The organism is Aquimarina rhodophyticola, from assembly GCF_042434915.1.
Taxonomy (GTDB): domain Bacteria; phylum Bacteroidota; class Bacteroidia; order Flavobacteriales; family Flavobacteriaceae; genus Aquimarina.
Genome location: NZ_CP170198.1, coordinates 2,373,686 through 2,390,028, shown reverse-complemented (window position 1 = coordinate 2,390,028; position 16,343 = coordinate 2,373,686). Strand labels below are relative to the sequence as shown.

The window sequence follows — 16,343 nt, the reverse complement described above, 5'->3', positions numbered from 1 at the left end:
AAGTTAGATGTTTTGTAATATTATTTTATATTTTAGCTACGGTATATCAGGTAAAATAATATTATAAAATGTCTGGGGTAAAAGAAAAACGGGAACTTTTAAATTTAACACAAGAAGAGTTGTCAAACAAGTCTGGGCTCTCAACCCGAACGATACAACGAATCGAGTCTGGAGGGATACCAAAAGGTCATACGTTGAAAGCTTTGGCAAAAGCCCTCGATTGCGATGCTCATGTACTACTCAAACCTCAAGAGTTATTTGAAAATAAAAACTACTCTTGGATAAAAATCATTAATATATCATCTGTCTTTGTAACCTTTATGCCGCCTGCAAATATTATTCTTCCTCTAATGATTATGTTTTTTACAAAACAGTTTAACCCTTTGACAAAACAAGTTGTTTCTCTACAAATAGGGTATACCGTAGTTGCGATTATAACGTTTATGCTTAGTATTTTTTTTAAAAACTGGATAGGTGCAGGTAATCAATTTACGATGATAATCATGATTATATTGATTCTGATTAACGTAGCTATCATTTTTATCAATACCGCTTGGATTGATAAACAAAAGAAGCTTAAAATTTGTTTGAATTTTTCTATAATTTAGTAAGTATTGTTGGGCATTCTGTTTGATTTATAAAAATCAGTGACTCAACATTATTTGATTCCTTTGTAATAAAGTTCTAATTGAATAAACAAGTGAGATATTGTAGTCATCTAATAATAAAGCCGTCTAAATTTTAAAACTTTTCAAAAATTTATTTTGTTTAATTTTTAACACTAATGATTAAACAAAATAAGTACTTTTACTTCACCAACGTAGCAATCTTTATAAACAGAGGTTATTTTGATTCTATTTAAAAAAAGATGTAAAGTGAAATTTATATGAATTTAAATGAAAATAAAAGAAAAACGGCAATCATAAGAAGAGAACACTTTAATGCAGCGCATAGATTACATAATGCTCATTGGAGTGTAGAGGAGAATCAGAGAGTATTTGGAAAATGTAATAATGTCAACTATCACGGCCATAATTATGAGCTAGAAGTAAAGATAATCGGGTATTGTGACCCAGAAACTGGGTATGTGATCGATACCAAGATTATTTCAGACATCATAAAGAAATATATATTGGACAAATTTGATCATAAAAATTTAAATCTGGATGTGCCTGAGTTTGCTAATTTAAATCCAACTGCCGAAAATATTGCAAGGGTTATATATAGTATTCTTGAACAAGAAATCGATTCTGAATTAGAACTTAAAATAACGTTATATGAAACACCAAGAAACTATGTTGAATACCCTGCGTGAAGAAAATGAACTTAGTAATTTCACACAAGCTGAGATAGGAGATGATCATATGTATACTGGTATTAAAACGCCGATGAAATCTGATGCTTTTTTACTTTCAGACGAAGAAAAAAAGGAGCGAATAGCATTATTATTTGGAGAAATCATGAATGTTATGGGATTAGATTTAACCGATGACTCTTTACAAGGTACCCCTGGCCGTGTTGCAAAAATGTATATTGACGAAATTTTTTCGGGCCTTAATCCAAAGAATAAACCTACCATAGCACTTTTTGATAATAAATATCAATATAATCAAATGTTGGTAGAAAAAAACATCACTTTTTATTCTAATTGTGAGCACCATTTTGTGCCAATCATTGGTAAAGCCCATGTTGCTTATATTTCTTCGGGCAAAGTTATTGGTTTATCCAAGCTTAATCGAATTGTGCAGTATTACGCAAAAAGACCACAGGTGCAAGAACGTTTAACCAATCAAATTGCGTTAGATTTAAAGCAAATTCTAGCCACTGAAGACATAGCTGTAATTATAGATGCCAAGCATTTATGTGTTTCATCGAGAGGAATACAGGATGATACTTCGTCAACAATTACTGCCTATTACGGTGGAAAATTTAATACACCAAGCAAAATAGCAGAATTACAAAATTATTTGAATTCTTAAAATAGTCAGTACTATCATGAACTAGTATATAAAAATTTTTTGCACTTCTATAAATTAAAAAATTTAATTATTGACTATGAAATTTATTAGCACCGCCAAAATACCATGGCTTTTTTCTTCAAAACAGAACAAGAAAAGAGAAAAAATATCCTTTTATGATATTTCATTAAACACTTTACAAGGAGTTCCCATAGATTTAGCACAATATAAAGGAAAAAAGATCCTAATTGTCAACGTCGCCTCCAAATGTGGTTTTACTAAGCAATACAAAGATTTACAGAAGTTGCAGGATTTGTACAAAAACGACTTGAACATTATAGGTGTCCCTTGCAATCAATTCGGAAATCAAGAACCTGGAAATGCAGAGGATATTGAGAATTTTTGCAGTGTCAATTACGGAGTTACTTTTTTGATTACTGAAAAGATAAAAGTTAAAGGATCAGACCAACATCCTTTGTATATGTGGCTCACTAACAAAAAACACAATGATACTAAGAGTTCGACTGTAAAGTGGAATTTTCAGAAATTTTTGATAGATGAGAAAGGTACACTGATAGATTATTATCTTTCTACAACAAATCCAATAAGTTCTAAAATCACTAAGCATTTAAAGTAATGACACCTAAAATTGAGTCGGCATGTTTAAATTTTTTAAGAAAAAATCAGAAAAGGAAATACTACAAAAGAAGTACAAAAAATTGATGAGCGAGTGGCATCAGCTATCAAGTGTCAATAGAGCCGAGAGTGATAAAAAATTCGCTGAAGCGGAAGAAATTTCAAAAAGAATAGAAACTCTTGACTAAAATTTAAGATCAATTTCTTAATTAATAAGTATACGGGTGAGAACTTCGTTTTGAGTAAAGATTCAATATTTTAAATAGAATAGATAATATCGTGTTATATTCTTAAAAAGTTTGTCAAAATAATTTGGGCTTTCCTTTATAATTTAATTCTGAACATCAAGCAACGGTTGCTAATTTATATTGTTTCTTTTTTGTTTTAGCTGTAAATTTAAATTCAATAAAACATACTATTATGGCTATTAGATTAGGAAACAGTTGTTTAAACTGCACGCATTTAATTGAAGGAGAATTTTGTACAACCCATCAAACTACAGTAAGTAATCAACATACTTGTGATACGTTTGAGATGAGAGCCACATTAAAAGATGACCGTAATTGTACAACTTGCTCTCGTTTTCAAGGACCCACTTGTGCTAATCCACAGAAAGCAGCACCTGGAATGCTGTGTTCACACTGGGCCCCGATTCGCGCGAATGCTTAGTACATACTTAGAGTTTTGCAGATAAATTAAGCATATCAAGGCTTATTAATTGGTACTTATGTTTCATATCTTGTTAAATCATAAATTTATTTCTTTTATATATCTAATAAGAAATTGAAATTAAGTGATGAGATCATGATATTATTTTTGATTTAGAGCTTTTCTATGCTACAATAGCAGCATGAACAGTACTTGCTGAGTTTTTAAATTCCTTGATAGAAATCCCTGTGAAATTAGATGTAGGACTATATTTCGATACTACAATTTATAGATTCATTTTCATGTAAACTTTTAGTTTTTCGAATTATTAAATTGAATTCAGAAAAATTTTACAATTCGATGTAGGGTGCTTCATCTTTTTATATACCTAAAATTCAGAAATATTTCATTAAGATTATAGCAATATACCCTTCTATTTTCAGCATTTTTATATTGTAAAAATGCTGAAAATAGAAGGATTGTTTAAATCCTATCTATAGGATCTGGAAACCATTCTTTGCTTTTAAATCATAACTACATACTATGTTTTGATCCATTAACTAGGTTAATGTGCTATTATAATTTTATCAATTGATTGCATATTGTAAAACTGGTTAAAAAAGGGAAATACCATTATTTAAAGAAATAGAATATATTAGTGATTATTTTGTATTTAAAATAGGCTAAATTCGAAGTCAATTCTAGAAGTGGACCGTATTCTCTAAAACTTATACATAAAAGTTTATTGGATTTTTTTTTAGAATGCCTATTATTGGGGCTTCATAGATATATATGTTTTGGGTATACGTTACAAAATACCGTTTAGCTTTATAAAAGTTAGTAAGCTACTTAGTTTGATTAATGATGTGCAGGATTCGTAGGAGCTAATTTTTAAAAAGTAAAAAATGTAAGAAAGTATCCTACTGCAGAATGCTCGACATGGAAAAAATTATTTAAGCAAACCAGAAATCTATTAAACGAATCATACAATGGTTTTAACAACACTTGATTATTTTATAATTATTACTTTTTTCTTAGTCACTTTGATTATAGGATTAGTTGTCTCCAAAAAATCCGGAAAAAATTCTACCGAGTATTTTTTATCTGGTCGTAACATGCCTTGGTGGTTACTCGGTTTTTCGATGGTTGCTACTACCTTTTCTACCGATACTCCTAATCTAGTAACAGATATTGTAAGGCAAAATGGAGTTTCTGGTAATTGGGTTTGGTGGGCATTTCTATTAACAGGCTTACTTACAGTCTTTATTTATGCTAGATTATGGAGGCGTTCTAATGTAAAAACAGATATGGAGTTCTATGAACTTAGATACTCTGGCAAATCTGCACGATTTTTACGAATTTTTCGATCGGTATATCTGGGATTTGTATTTAATATTCTAGCTATGTCGGGTGTTACTCTAGCTGCCATAAAAATAGGTCAAGTTATGTTGGGACTTTCTGCATTAGAAACAGTTGGATATGCTGGAGTTATTACTCTTGTATTTAGTGCTATAGGGGGTTTTAAAGGTGTGGTTTATTCTGATTTTTTATTGTTTTTTGTCGCGATGGCAGGAGCTATAGGAGCAGCCTATTATTGCGTTAACCTACCAGAAGTGGGAGGGATGAGTAAATTGATATCAAACCCAGCGGTAAAAGATAAACTCGAATTAATTCCGCAATGGAGTGATAAAAAAGCGTTGATCACATTGTTTATTATTCCACTAGCTGTGCAATGGTGGAGCTCTTGGTATCCTGGTGCAGAGCCTGGTGGTGGAGGCTATATTGCACAGCGCATGCTTGCTGCAAAAAACGAAAATCATGCCATAGGAGCTACATTCTTTTTTAATATTATGCATTATGCTTTGCGACCATGGCCATGGATCATTGTAGCATTGGCCTCGTTAGTTGTATTTCCTGATCTCCAAAGTTTGAAGGAAGCATTTCCAGGTATTACCGAAGATAAATTAGGACATGATCTTGCATATCCAGCAATGCTTACCCGATTACCATCTGGACTTATAGGACTCGTAGCAGCCTCATTAGTAGCGGCCTACATGTCAACAATTTCTACGCATTTAAATTGGGGAGCATCCTATTTAGTAAATGATGTCTATAAAGAGTTTGTAAATAAAGATGCTTCAGAAAAAAAATTGGTTACCGTTGGAAGATTAGCCACTATTATTTTAATGTTAGTTAGTACATTGATCGCATTAGCTTTAACTAACGCAGTACAGATTTTTAAGTACATATTGATGTTTGGAGCGGGTACAGGATTAATATTTATTTTGCGATGGTTTTGGTGGCGAATTAATGCTTGGAGTGAAATTTCAGCAATGTTTGCATCAGGAATTATCTCAATGATCATTAGTACGGCTGCAGTAAATAAGTTTCTTTTTGGAGCAATTGTAAATGATATTAATGTAAAAGGAATATTTCCAGATTGGTTTGAGTTTCCATTTGTGGTGCTTTTAACAACAATTATTTGGGTTACAATAACGTTTGTAACAAAACCTGATAAAGATGCGGTACTTTTTGAATTTTATAGAAAAATACAACCTGGAGGACCTGGTTGGAAAACCATTTTACGGAGAGCAAGAAGCGAAAACTTACTTATAACTAAATCTAATGAGTCTTGGTTTGTGCCTTCAGGTATTTTGGCGATGCTTCTAGGATGCATTTTGGTATATAGCTGTATGTTTGCCACTGGAAACTGGATATACGGCAAATATTTCACAGCATTAGTGACTACGTTTATAGCTATTTTATCAGGAGGGTTACTTGTAATAGTTTGGAGAGCTATAGGTAAAAAATTGATTTGATTAATTGCATTAGTAATAAAGGTTATCAATAGTATCCAAAATAAAAATAGTATTTTGTACAATAAAACAAAGCATTGATTTTACTATTACTACAAATTGTTTCTCAACAGAAAGAGGATGCCGAACCACCAATTACACCTTTCTGGGGGGTGGTGTTCACTGTAATGATGCTATCGATATGTGTTTATTATATTCTAAGATATTTAGAAACTATCTATGTAAAATACTATAAAAAACCTTTTTACACTCACTTTTATTTCAGATTAAAAAAACTATCATCCAAAGAAAAGAAGTTATTAAGCGTAAATGAAGTATATAATGTGCTAAGCGAAAGAAAAAAACGATATTTTGAGCATAGAGTTGCTACTTTTTTGGATAATACCACTTTTGTAGGAAGAGAAGGTCTTCATATAACATTAGAGATGCGCTTATTGATAGCCATGTTAGCAGTACAGTTAACATTCGGAATGCGGCACTATATACTAGAACGATTACAAACAATAATTTTGTATCCAGATTCTTTTTATTCGGTATTGAATGGCTCTGAAAACTATGGAGAATTCAATCCAGGCTCTAAAGCCTTAGTGATGTCTTGGAATCAATTTGAGAAAACTCGTTTGGATAAATATAGTGGTGTACATCTTGGAATTCACGAATTAACCCATGTGATACATTATAATGCGATTCGAAAAAGTGATATAAATTCTGAGTTATTTTATGATACTTTTTTGGAATTAGAGGCGTATTTGTCTTCCGAAAAGATTAGGAATCAGATTGTTGATTCTAAAGTATTGCGATCGTATGCCTACACAAATAAATTTGAATTTATAGCTGTTTTGGTTGAGGTTTTTATGGAAACGCCGCAAAAATTAAAGGATCATTTTCCCGAAATTTATAGGTATGTTATGAAGATGCTCAATTTTCGATATTTTGAATAACATTAGATACAATTCTAAGTAGAATTGTATCTTTACTAGTATAATTTATTTTTTATGGAAGAATTTAAACAAACAATTACGGTTAATGCTTTAACTGAAGATAGACGCGTGGCTTTCTACAAGAAGACGTACTCTCATTTGGCTATGGCAGTTTTGTTATTTATCATAGTCGAATCAGCGTTTCTTCAGATTCCAGTTATTGTAGAATTTGCCCTATCCTTAACGCAAGGTTGGTCTTGGTTAATTTTACTGGGAGGATTTATGTTAGTTACCAACTATGCCGAGAAAATGGCAATTCACAGCCATAATAGAGGGAATCAATATTTGGCTTTACTAGTGTATGTTATAGCCGAAGCATTTATTTTTATTCCATTAATATTTATAGCCATGATGATAGCAGCGAATGGAGGAGGAGCAATTCTCAATCAGGCGGCTATTTTAACATTGTCTTTATTTACTGGGTTATCTGCGATCGTACTGTTTACAAAAAAAGATTTTTCTTTTCTTAAATCGATTTTAGCCATAGGTTTTTTTATTGCTATTGGTCTTATCGTTGCAGGAATGATCTTTGGCTTTAATTTAGGATTGTGGTTTAGCGTAGGTATGGTAGTGCTGGCATCTGGGTCAATATTGTATCAGACTTCTAACATGATGAATCGATATACCGAAGATCAGTATGTAGGAGCATCTCTTGGATTGTTTGCTTCCTTAATGTTATTGTTTTGGTATGTTTTAAGCATTCTGACTCGTTTAAGTGGAGATTAGAATCCCGTAAAGTCTATAAATCAAAGGCGCAAACTAGAATTTGCGCCTTTTAATTTAAAGTTTGCTTGAAATATCCCGTAGTATTAAATCAGCATGAATTCTTGAATTTTCAATAAACCAAAGATGTGTATCCATTCCGCCACAAATGACACCCGCCAAATACAAGTTAGGAATATTAGATTCCATAGTATTTTTATTATATACAGGATGTAACTTCTCATCATTTGATAGTTCGATACCAATACGTTTAAGAAATTCAAAATTTGGTCTGTATCCTGTAAGTGCTAACACATAATCATTTTCTAATACATGTTTTTTGGTGGAGGTAATAAAGGTTATTTTATCAGGAAGAATTTCAACTACATTGGCGTTGTAAAAAGCTTTGATACTCCCTTCTTTAATTCTATTCTCAATATCAGGTTTAACCCAATATTTAACCCGATCACCAATAGCATTGCCTCGTATAATCATGGTGACATCTGCACCTTTACGATAGCATTCTAAAGCTGCATCTACCGAAGAATTACTGGCGCCTATAACTGCAACTCGTTGTTTTGCATAAAAGTGAGGATCTTTATAATAGTGAGCAACTTTGGGTAATTTTTCTCCAGGTACATTCATTAAATTTGGGATATCATAAAAACCTGTTGCAACAATTACATTTTTGGCTTGATATTTAGTTTTATTTGTTTTTACCTGAAATAATTCTGCGTTTTTTTGAACATGTATAACTTCTTCAAAGAGATGAATATTTAAATTATTTGAAGTAACAATTCTTCTGTAATATTCGAGAGCTTCATCTCGTTTAGGTTTGACCTCATTACTTATAAAAGGAACATCTCCAATTTCTAATTTCTCTGAAGAAGAGAAAAATTGCATAGTAACGGGATAGTTAAACAACGAATTCACGATTGGCCCTTTTTCTATAATGAGCGATGTAATTCCGCGTTTTTGTGCTTCAAGTGCACAGGCAATACCAATAGGTCCACCTCCGATAATAATGACATCTTGTTGTGATAGGGTAGACATCAAGCAATACTATTTTTCAAATTTAAAATAGTTTGTTTTGGATCATCACTTTTAAAAACGAAACTACCTGCTACTAGTACGTCAGCACCAGCTTCTATAAGTTTTTTTGCATTTTTATCGGTAACACCTCCGTCAATCTCAATCTTTGTAGCTGCATTATTTCTCGTGATTATTTCTTTCAATTTACTTACTTTCTTATAAGTGTTTTCTATAAATGATTGTCCACCAAAACCAGGGTTGACACTCATGATACACACTAAATCAATGTCTTTAATGGCGTCCTCAAGTAAACTTACGTTAGTATGAGGGTTAATAGCTACGCCTGCTTTCATATCTTCTGCTTTAATCGCTTGTAATGTGCGATGTAGATGTGTGCAAGCTTCATAGTGTACAGTTAGAATATCACTTCCCAGATTAGCAAATGTTTTTATGTAACGATCGGGATCTACAATCATTAAATGAACGTCGATGGTTTTTTTAGCATGTTTTACAATATCTCTTAAAACAGGCATTCCAAAAGAGATATTGGGAACGAAAACACCGTCCATAATATCGATATGAAACCAATCAGCTTCACTGTTATTGATCATTTCGATATCTCGTTGTAGGTTAGCAAAATCTGCGGCAAGAACAGAAGGTGCAATTATTTTTGAATCCATATGTGTTGTGTTGTTTTTTTGCAAAAGTAGGATTTATGTTAGGATAAAGGAAAATATAGTTATCAAATTAAAGGGCTGGGTCCAAAAAAGTATGAAAAGAAAAAACCTCCGGTAATCAGCCGGAGGTCATTCATCAATCAAAAAACGAACAGTTATATTATAAACTGTTAGTTAACGGTACTAGGAAGTTATCCCAAATAAGTTTTTAAGATTTTACTTCTTGACGTATGTTTTAACCTACGAATAGCTTTTTCTTTAATTTGGCGTACACGCTCTCGTGTAAGGTCAAAAGTCTCTCCGATTTCTTCTAAAGTCATTGGGTGTTGGTCTCCAAGACCAAAATATAAACGGATAACATCAGCCTCTCGAGGTGTCAACGTTTCCAAAGCGCGTTCTATTTCAGTTCGTAAAGACTCATGTAATAAAGATCTATCAGGATTTGGTGATTCTCCAGAATTAAGTACATCATAAAGATTAGAATCTTCCCCTTCGACCAACGGAGCATCCATACTTACATGACGACCAGAATTTTTCATGGATTCTTTTACGTCATTGATAGTCATATCTAGCTCTTTGGCGATCTCTTCTGCACTTGGTGGACGCTCATGAGATTGTTCCAAAAAGGCATAAGTTTTATTAATTTTATTAATAGATCCGATCTTGTTTAGCGGTAATCGTACAATACGAGATTGCTCGGCTAAAGCTTGTAGAATAGATTGACGGATCCACCATACTGCATACGATATAAATTTAAACCCCCTTGTTTCATCAAAACGTTTTGCTGCCTTGATTAGTCCTAAGTTACCTTCATTAATTAAATCTGGAAGTGTTAAACCTTGGTTTTGATATTGCTTTGCAACAGAAACAACGAAACGTAAATTGGCTTTGGTTAATTTTTCAAGTGCTCTTTCATCGCCAGCTTTAATTCGCTGTGCTAATTCTACTTCTTCATCTGCCGTAATAAGATCTACTTTACCTATTTCTTGCAAATACTTGTCTAGCGAAGCAGTTTCACGATTTGTTACTTGCTTCGTAATCTTAAGTTGTCTCATCTATCTTCTCCTCGAAATTTAATTTTGTGAATATTAGGGCTTTTATTTAGTTATACGTAAGAAGGTTTTAAAATGTTACATTTTTTTAGATAATCTACATAAAAAATAAAATTAAATACATATCATTTTGTTTATGAATAGGTTTTAAAGAAAAAATGCCGCTAATTTTTAGCGGCATTTTTTTATATAAGAGGCGGTATTACTTACTGTCTTTACGATCTCTATCTTGTCGAGGTTTTCTGTCGCCTCTTGGTTTATCATCACCTTCTGGTCTAGGAGGTCTAGGGAGTAAAGCTTTACGCGATACCTTCTCTTTACGGGTACGTGGATCTACTCCAAAATACTTCACGTCAAAAATATCACCCATGTTTACGACATCACTTACATTCTCTGTGCGTTCCCACGCTAATTCTGAAACATGCAGGAGTACTTCATTACCAGGTGCATCCATATACTCAACAACAGCTCCAAAATCAAGCATTTTAATTACCTTAACTTCGTATACACTTCCCACTTGAGGTTTAAATAATAAAGAATCAATTTTAGCCAATACAGCATCAATACCTTCTTGGTCAGTTCCCAAAATTTCAACTTGGCCTTGTTCGTCTACCTCGTTGATAACGATTGTAGTTCCTGTAGCTTTTTGTAATTCTTGAATCACTTTACCACCAGGACCAATTAAAGCTCCGATATAATCTCCAGGAATGGTTCTTGTAACCATTTTTGGTGCATGAGCTTTTACATCTGTATTAGGAGTATCAATAGTATCAGTTAATTTACTTAAAATGTGAATTCTACCGTTAGAGGCTTGTTTTAAGGCATTTACTAGAATCTCATAAGAAAGCCCTTTAACTTTAATATCCATTTGACATGCAGTAATACCATCTGCTGTACCTGTAACCTTGAAATCCATATCTCCTAAATGATCTTCGTCACCCAGAATGTCAGAAAGTACAGCATATTTACCAGTTTCTCCATCAGAAATTAATCCCATGGCAATACCTGATACTGGTTTTTTGAGCTGAATACCCGCATCCATTAATGCCATAGTACCAGAACATACCGTAGCCATAGAAGAAGAACCGTTGGATTCTAGTACTTCTGCAACTACACGTACAGTATATGGACAATCTGAAGGAATCATGCCTTTAAGTGCTCTTTGTGCTAAGTTACCATGACCAACTTCTCTTCTTGAGGTACCTCTAATTGGTCGGGCTTCTCCCGTTGAGAAAGGTGGGAAATTATAGTGCAAATAAAATGTTTCTTCACCTTCATACGATGGCATATCAATTTGATTTGCTTCTCTTGATGTTCCTAGTGTAACTGTAGCTAAAGCTTGTGTTTCACCTCTGGTAAATATGGCAGAACCATGTGTCGAAGGTAAATAATCAACTTCACACCAGATAGGTCTGATCTCATCAGTCTTACGACCATCTAAACGTAATCCTTCATTTAAGGTCAAATCGCGTATAGCAGCTTTTTCAGCTTTTGCATAATATTTAGAAACTAAGTCTCCAAAATCTTCCAATTCCTCTTCTGTAAAAGTTGCTTTTATTTCTTCTTTTATGTCCGAAAAGGAATTACTTCTTTCTTTTTTAGAAGAACCAGCCTTAGCGATAGCATATACTTTATCATATGCCATATCGTGAATTTTCTTTGCGAGAGCTTCATCTTCACGCTCTGGCTCATACTCGCGAGTCTCTTTTTTTCCGAAAGCTTCTGCTAATCGTATTTGTGCGGCACATTGAACTTTAATGGCTTCGTGCGCAAATTTAATAGCTTCCACCATTTCTTCTTCAGAGATTTCTTTCATCTCTCCTTCAACCATCATAACAGAATCTGCTGATGCACCGATCATCATATCGATGTCAGATTCTAATAATTGAGCACGCGTCGGATTGATTATAAATTTACCATCAATACGACCTACACGAGCTTCTGAGATTGCACACTCAAAAGGAAAATCAGATAACTGAATTGCAGCAGATGCAGCCAAACCAGCCATGGCATCTGGCATAACATTTTCATCATGAGACATTAATTGAATCATTACTTGAGTCTCGGCATGATAATCTTTTGGAAAGAGTGGACGCAGTACTCTGTCCACTAATCGCATCGTTAGTACTTCACCATCACTTGGTCTAGCTTCTCTTTTAAAGAAACCACCAGGATAACGTCCTGATGCCGCAAATTTTTCACGATAATCTACCGTTAATGGTAAAAAATCAACATCACTTTGTTTGTAGTTAGATACTACAGTACATAGCATCATGCAATTTCCAGACTGTACAACTACAGATCCGTGGGCTTGCTTTGCTAATTTTCCAGTTTCAATAGAGATTTCTCTACCGTCTCCTAGGTCAATGACCTCTTTGTAAACTTTTGGAATCATATTATTTTTTGATTCTTAATCTATATAAGTTTATGATATTGGTTTATATAGATGTAATTAAACATTGGTTTCCGTCTTACTCGGGCGGACAAGGTTGTGTTGTTGTAGTTGTGTGCGACCAATGAAAAACTAAGGCATTCATAACGTAATATAGTTATGATTTTTTTAAAATACTCTTTATAATTAAAAAGAGAGGCGTGCAGCCTCTCTTTTTCGATTATTTTCTTAATCCTAATTCTTTTACAATAGCACGATATCTCAAGATATCTTTCTTCTTTAAATAATCAAGAAGATCTCTACGTTTACCAACTAGCATTACTAGAGCACGTTCTGTATTAAAATCTTTACGATTCTTTTTAAGGTGCTCTGTTAAGTGAGCAATTCTATGCGTAAACAACGCGATTTGACCTTCGGCAGAACCAGTATCGTTTTTACTTTTACCGTGCTTTGAAAAAATTTCTTCTTTAACTTCTTTTGTTAAATACATTCCAATATTCTTTAAATGATTTTTATGTATAAATAACCTTACGTTATTAGCGTGCAAATATAGTATTTTTTAGATAGAAAAGCTTTTTGTGACTTAAAAATCATTATGCTTTAAACTTTTATTCAAAACCTAGGGTGTCAGTTTACTTTACTTTAGATACCAGATAATAGTTTTATCGTAAGAGATGGTTTGTTTTTTTCTTTTCATGCAAAACCACTGGGATAGTAACATATGCAATCATTAAGGCTAGTGACTAATATTGATAAAAGGGTAATTGCATTTAAAGTATTTTGGTATTTTAAAATTCTAGACACTTAAAATTTTGTTTTTAATGCTGCTAATGCTTTCAATTGTGTTTTTTAAGTCGAATTTGCTATAGATTTAAAGCTGTTTGCTATAAATTTTCATACGCATCTGTATATTTTGCAGCACTATAAATACTTTTAAAGATGAGGTTGGACTTACTAACTTTAACAATCAACCGTAATCTGAAGAAGTTATTTCTTAGGTATCATCAAATGTACTAGTATTTTAATTGCTATTTTTTTAGTTAAAATAATAATCTTGGAGCTTGAGTATCTCAATGGTGCGTTTGGTGGTATTAATACTGAAAAGACTAAAAATAATACGAGAATTATATAGTAGGGTTTTAAAGTTTCAAAAGGTAGTCAATAAGAGACCGTGCGCTCAATTCTTCAAAATGTATATGGGTTTTTTAAAAAAGTATACATTTAAGTGAAGATTCGTTTTGGAAGGATGTTGAGTTGTTGCAATTTCCCAAGCGGTTAGAGTGAATTAGTTCACCCTAGGTGTAGGGAGCTAGAAAAATTATAATCATTTATAAAAACTCCCAATAGTAAAGGCACTATTGGGAGTTTTGACTTAATTAGTTAATTCGCAATTGAGCGATTTAATATCAAATTAAGATAGAGGTTAACTCTATTCTTGAGTTCGTGTCTCGGTGTGATGAAATCTAAAAAACCGTGCTCCAATAAAAATTCAGATGTTTGAAAACCTTCAGGCAATTCCTTACCCGTTGTATCTCTAACAACTCTAGGACCTGCAAAACCGATTAAGGCACCTGGTTCTGCAATATTAATATCACCTAACATAGCGAAGGAAGCGGTAGTACCTCCAGTAGTTGGATCGGTACATAAGGATACATAAGGAATCCCTGCATCGGCTAATTGGGCTAACTTGGCAGATGTTTTAGCAAGTTGCATTAGTGATAAAGCGGCTTCCATCATTCGTGCACCTCCAGATTTGGATATGATCATCAAAGGGATCTTGTGTTCTAAAGAATAATTTGCAGCTCTTGCAATTTTTTCGCCAACAACACTTCCCATTGAACCGCCTATAAATGCAAAATCCATACAGGCAATTACAAGATCATGTCCTCCTGATTTACCAACAGCGGTACGTACAGCATCATTAAGATTTGTTTTCTCATGTGCTTCTTTAAGTCGATCAACATACTTTTTCTTATCTTCAAATTTAAGAGGATCTTTGGAGGTCAGATGTGTGTCAAGTTCCTTAAAATCGTTGTCAAACAAAATTTTAAAATATTCAGCACTTCCAATACGTACATGATATCCATCTTCTGGACTTACGTAAAAGTTTTTTTCTAATTGTTCTGCATCTACAATTTTCCCAGTAGGGGATTTGTACCACAAGCCTTTGGGAACATCTTTTTTGTCCTCTGTAGCTGTTTGTATACCTTTTTGGGTTCTTTTAAACCAAGCCATATGTAATGTATTAAAAAAGCTGAAAACTAAAATAAAATTAAGTTTTCAGCTCGGTATTTAATTGTTATAATGTGTTTACATTATTAAGATCTTCAAATGCTTTTTTGAGACGATTTTTAAATGTAATTTCACCTTCTCGCAGCCATTTTCTTGGATCGTAATATTTCTTATTAGGTTCGTCAGAACCTTTAGGATTTCCTATTTGTGTTTTAAGGTACTCAATATTGTTTGTCATATAATCGCGAATACCTTCATTAAATGCAAATTGTAAATCTGTATCAATATTCATTTTGATTACGCCATACCCTATGGCCTCTCTTATTTCTTCTAATGTTGAACCGCTTCCTCCATGAAATACGAAATCAATATGATTAGGTGCTACATTGAATTTTTTTGAAACAAATTCTTGAGAGTTTTTTAGAATTTTTGGAGTTAATTTAACATTTCCTGGTTTGTACACACCGTGAACATTACCAAAAGCCGCGGCAATTGTAAATTTGTCACTAATTTTACTTAATTCTTCATAAGCAAATGCAACTTCTTCGGGCTGGGTATACAGTTTAGAATCATCTACGTCACTATTATCCACACCATCTTCTTCTCCTCCAGTAATACCAAGTTCAATTTCCAAAGTCATTCCCATTTTACTCATTCGAGTTAAATATTGCTTGCAAATTTCAATATTTTCTTCAATAGGTTCTTCAGATAAATCAATCATATGTGAGCTATAGAGAGGTTTGCCGGTTTCTTTATAAAATTGTTCTCCCGCGTCTAATAGTCCATCGATCCAAGGCAAAAGTTTTTTGGCACAATGATCTGTATGTAAAATAACAGGTACTCCATAAGCCTCTGCCATTAAATGTATGTGTTTAGCTCCTGCAATCCCACCAGCTATTGCGGCTTTCTCATGGTCATTGGAGAGTCCTTTGCCGGCGTTAAATTGAGCGCCTCCATTTGAAAATTGAATAATTACTGGAGAGTTTAGTTCGGCTGCTGTTTCAAGAACTGCGTTAATTGAGTTTGATCCTATAACATTTACAGCTGGTAAGGCAAAGTTATTTTTTTTTGCAAAGGCAAATATCGCTTGGACCTCATCTCCTGTAGCCACCCCCGGTTTGATGTTGTGCTTCATAATTTAGTTTTGGTTTATAAGCCTACAAAATTAATAAATTAAAACGGAAAGGTTTGGTAATAGCGTAGGGAAAAAACGCTTTT

16 protein-coding genes are annotated in these 16,343 nt (G+C 33.3%); 9 read left to right on the top strand and 7 right to left on the bottom strand.

Annotation, left to right across the window (positions count from 1 at the left end):
* Positions 1 to 68 precede the first annotated feature (68 nt).
* The 9 genes from ACE939_RS10360 to ACE939_RS10320 all read left to right on the top strand — a co-directional run bounded on the left by ACE939_RS10360 (position 69) and on the right by ACE939_RS10320 (position 7,764).
* Positions 69 to 608 carry a helix-turn-helix domain-containing protein gene (locus ACE939_RS10360; protein ID WP_378185500.1) on the top strand — a complete coding sequence of 180 codons (540 nt, stop codon included), beginning with the start codon at positions 69 to 71 and terminating at the stop codon, positions 606 to 608.
* Positions 609 to 886: 278 nt separating this feature from the next.
* On the top strand, positions 887 to 1,315 hold the full coding sequence (locus ACE939_RS10355) for a 6-pyruvoyl tetrahydropterin synthase family protein (protein WP_378185498.1): 429 nt from the start codon (positions 887 to 889) through the stop codon (positions 1,313 to 1,315).
* Positions 1,278 to 1,979 (top strand): GTP cyclohydrolase I FolE, encoded by a 702-nt coding sequence (gene folE, locus ACE939_RS10350; protein WP_378185497.1) that lies wholly within the window; start codon positions 1,278 to 1,280, stop codon positions 1,977 to 1,979. Before ACE939_RS10355 ends, folE begins: the two co-directional genes overlap by 38 nt.
* Positions 1,980 to 2,055: 76 nt before the next feature.
* Entirely contained in the window at positions 2,056 to 2,595 is a 540-nt protein-coding gene (locus tag ACE939_RS10345) for a glutathione peroxidase (RefSeq protein ID WP_378185496.1), read from the top strand.
* Positions 2,596 to 2,617: 22 nt separating this feature from the next.
* The gene (locus tag ACE939_RS10340) at positions 2,618 to 2,782 is read left to right on the top strand and encodes a Lacal_2735 family protein (protein WP_378185495.1); all 165 of its coding nucleotides are present in this window, start codon (positions 2,618 to 2,620) and stop codon (positions 2,780 to 2,782) included.
* A 232-nt stretch (positions 2,783 to 3,014) separates the two neighbouring features.
* Entirely contained in the window at positions 3,015 to 3,263 is a 249-nt protein-coding gene (locus tag ACE939_RS10335) for a hypothetical protein (protein WP_378185494.1), read from the top strand.
* Positions 3,264 to 4,231: 968 nt separating this feature from the next.
* Positions 4,232 to 6,061: a sodium:solute symporter family protein gene (locus tag ACE939_RS10330; protein ID WP_378185493.1), complete on the top strand. Its 1,830-nt coding sequence runs from the start codon at positions 4,232 to 4,234 to the stop codon at positions 6,059 to 6,061.
* A 74-nt stretch (positions 6,062 to 6,135) separates the two neighbouring features.
* On the top strand, positions 6,136 to 6,999 hold the full coding sequence (locus ACE939_RS10325) for a zinc-dependent peptidase (RefSeq protein ID WP_378185492.1): 864 nt from the start codon (positions 6,136 to 6,138) through the stop codon (positions 6,997 to 6,999).
* Positions 7,000 to 7,053: 54 nt separating this feature from the next.
* A complete protein-coding gene (locus ACE939_RS10320; protein WP_378185491.1) occupies positions 7,054 to 7,764 on the top strand; it encodes a Bax inhibitor-1 family protein in 711 nt (236 codons plus the stop codon).
* 54 nt (positions 7,765 to 7,818) lie between these two features.
* Here ACE939_RS10320 and ACE939_RS10315 read toward each other — a convergent pair whose 3' ends face one another.
* The 7 genes from ACE939_RS10315 to fbaA form a co-directional block, all read right to left on the bottom strand.
* Positions 7,819 to 8,793: a YpdA family putative bacillithiol disulfide reductase gene (locus ACE939_RS10315; RefSeq protein WP_378185490.1), complete on the bottom strand. Its 975-nt coding sequence runs from the start codon at positions 8,791 to 8,793 to the stop codon at positions 7,819 to 7,821.
* The gene (gene rpe / locus ACE939_RS10310) at positions 8,793 to 9,452 is read right to left on the bottom strand and encodes a ribulose-phosphate 3-epimerase (protein WP_378185489.1); all 660 of its coding nucleotides are present in this window, start codon (positions 9,450 to 9,452) and stop codon (positions 8,793 to 8,795) included. The genes ACE939_RS10315 and rpe overlap by 1 nt, the downstream gene beginning before the upstream one ends.
* A gap of 188 nt (positions 9,453 to 9,640) precedes the next feature.
* A complete protein-coding gene (locus tag ACE939_RS10305) occupies positions 9,641 to 10,504 on the bottom strand; it encodes an RNA polymerase sigma factor RpoD/SigA (protein ID WP_027395748.1) in 864 nt (287 codons plus the stop codon).
* Between the two features lie 199 nt (positions 10,505 to 10,703).
* The gene (locus tag ACE939_RS10300) at positions 10,704 to 12,896 is read right to left on the bottom strand and encodes a polyribonucleotide nucleotidyltransferase (RefSeq protein WP_378185488.1); all 2,193 of its coding nucleotides are present in this window, start codon (positions 12,894 to 12,896) and stop codon (positions 10,704 to 10,706) included.
* Between the two features lie 217 nt (positions 12,897 to 13,113).
* Entirely contained in the window at positions 13,114 to 13,383 is a 270-nt protein-coding gene (rpsO, locus tag ACE939_RS10295) for a 30S ribosomal protein S15 (RefSeq protein ID WP_378185487.1), read from the bottom strand.
* An 890-nt stretch (positions 13,384 to 14,273) separates the two neighbouring features.
* Positions 14,274 to 15,128: an acetyl-CoA carboxylase, carboxyltransferase subunit beta gene (accD, locus tag ACE939_RS10290; RefSeq protein ID WP_378185486.1), complete on the bottom strand. Its 855-nt coding sequence runs from the start codon at positions 15,126 to 15,128 to the stop codon at positions 14,274 to 14,276.
* A 64-nt stretch (positions 15,129 to 15,192) separates the two neighbouring features.
* On the bottom strand, positions 15,193 to 16,260 hold the full coding sequence (gene fbaA, locus ACE939_RS10285; RefSeq protein WP_378185485.1) for a class II fructose-bisphosphate aldolase: 1,068 nt from the start codon (positions 16,258 to 16,260) through the stop codon (positions 15,193 to 15,195).
* Positions 16,261 to 16,343 lie beyond the last annotated feature (83 nt).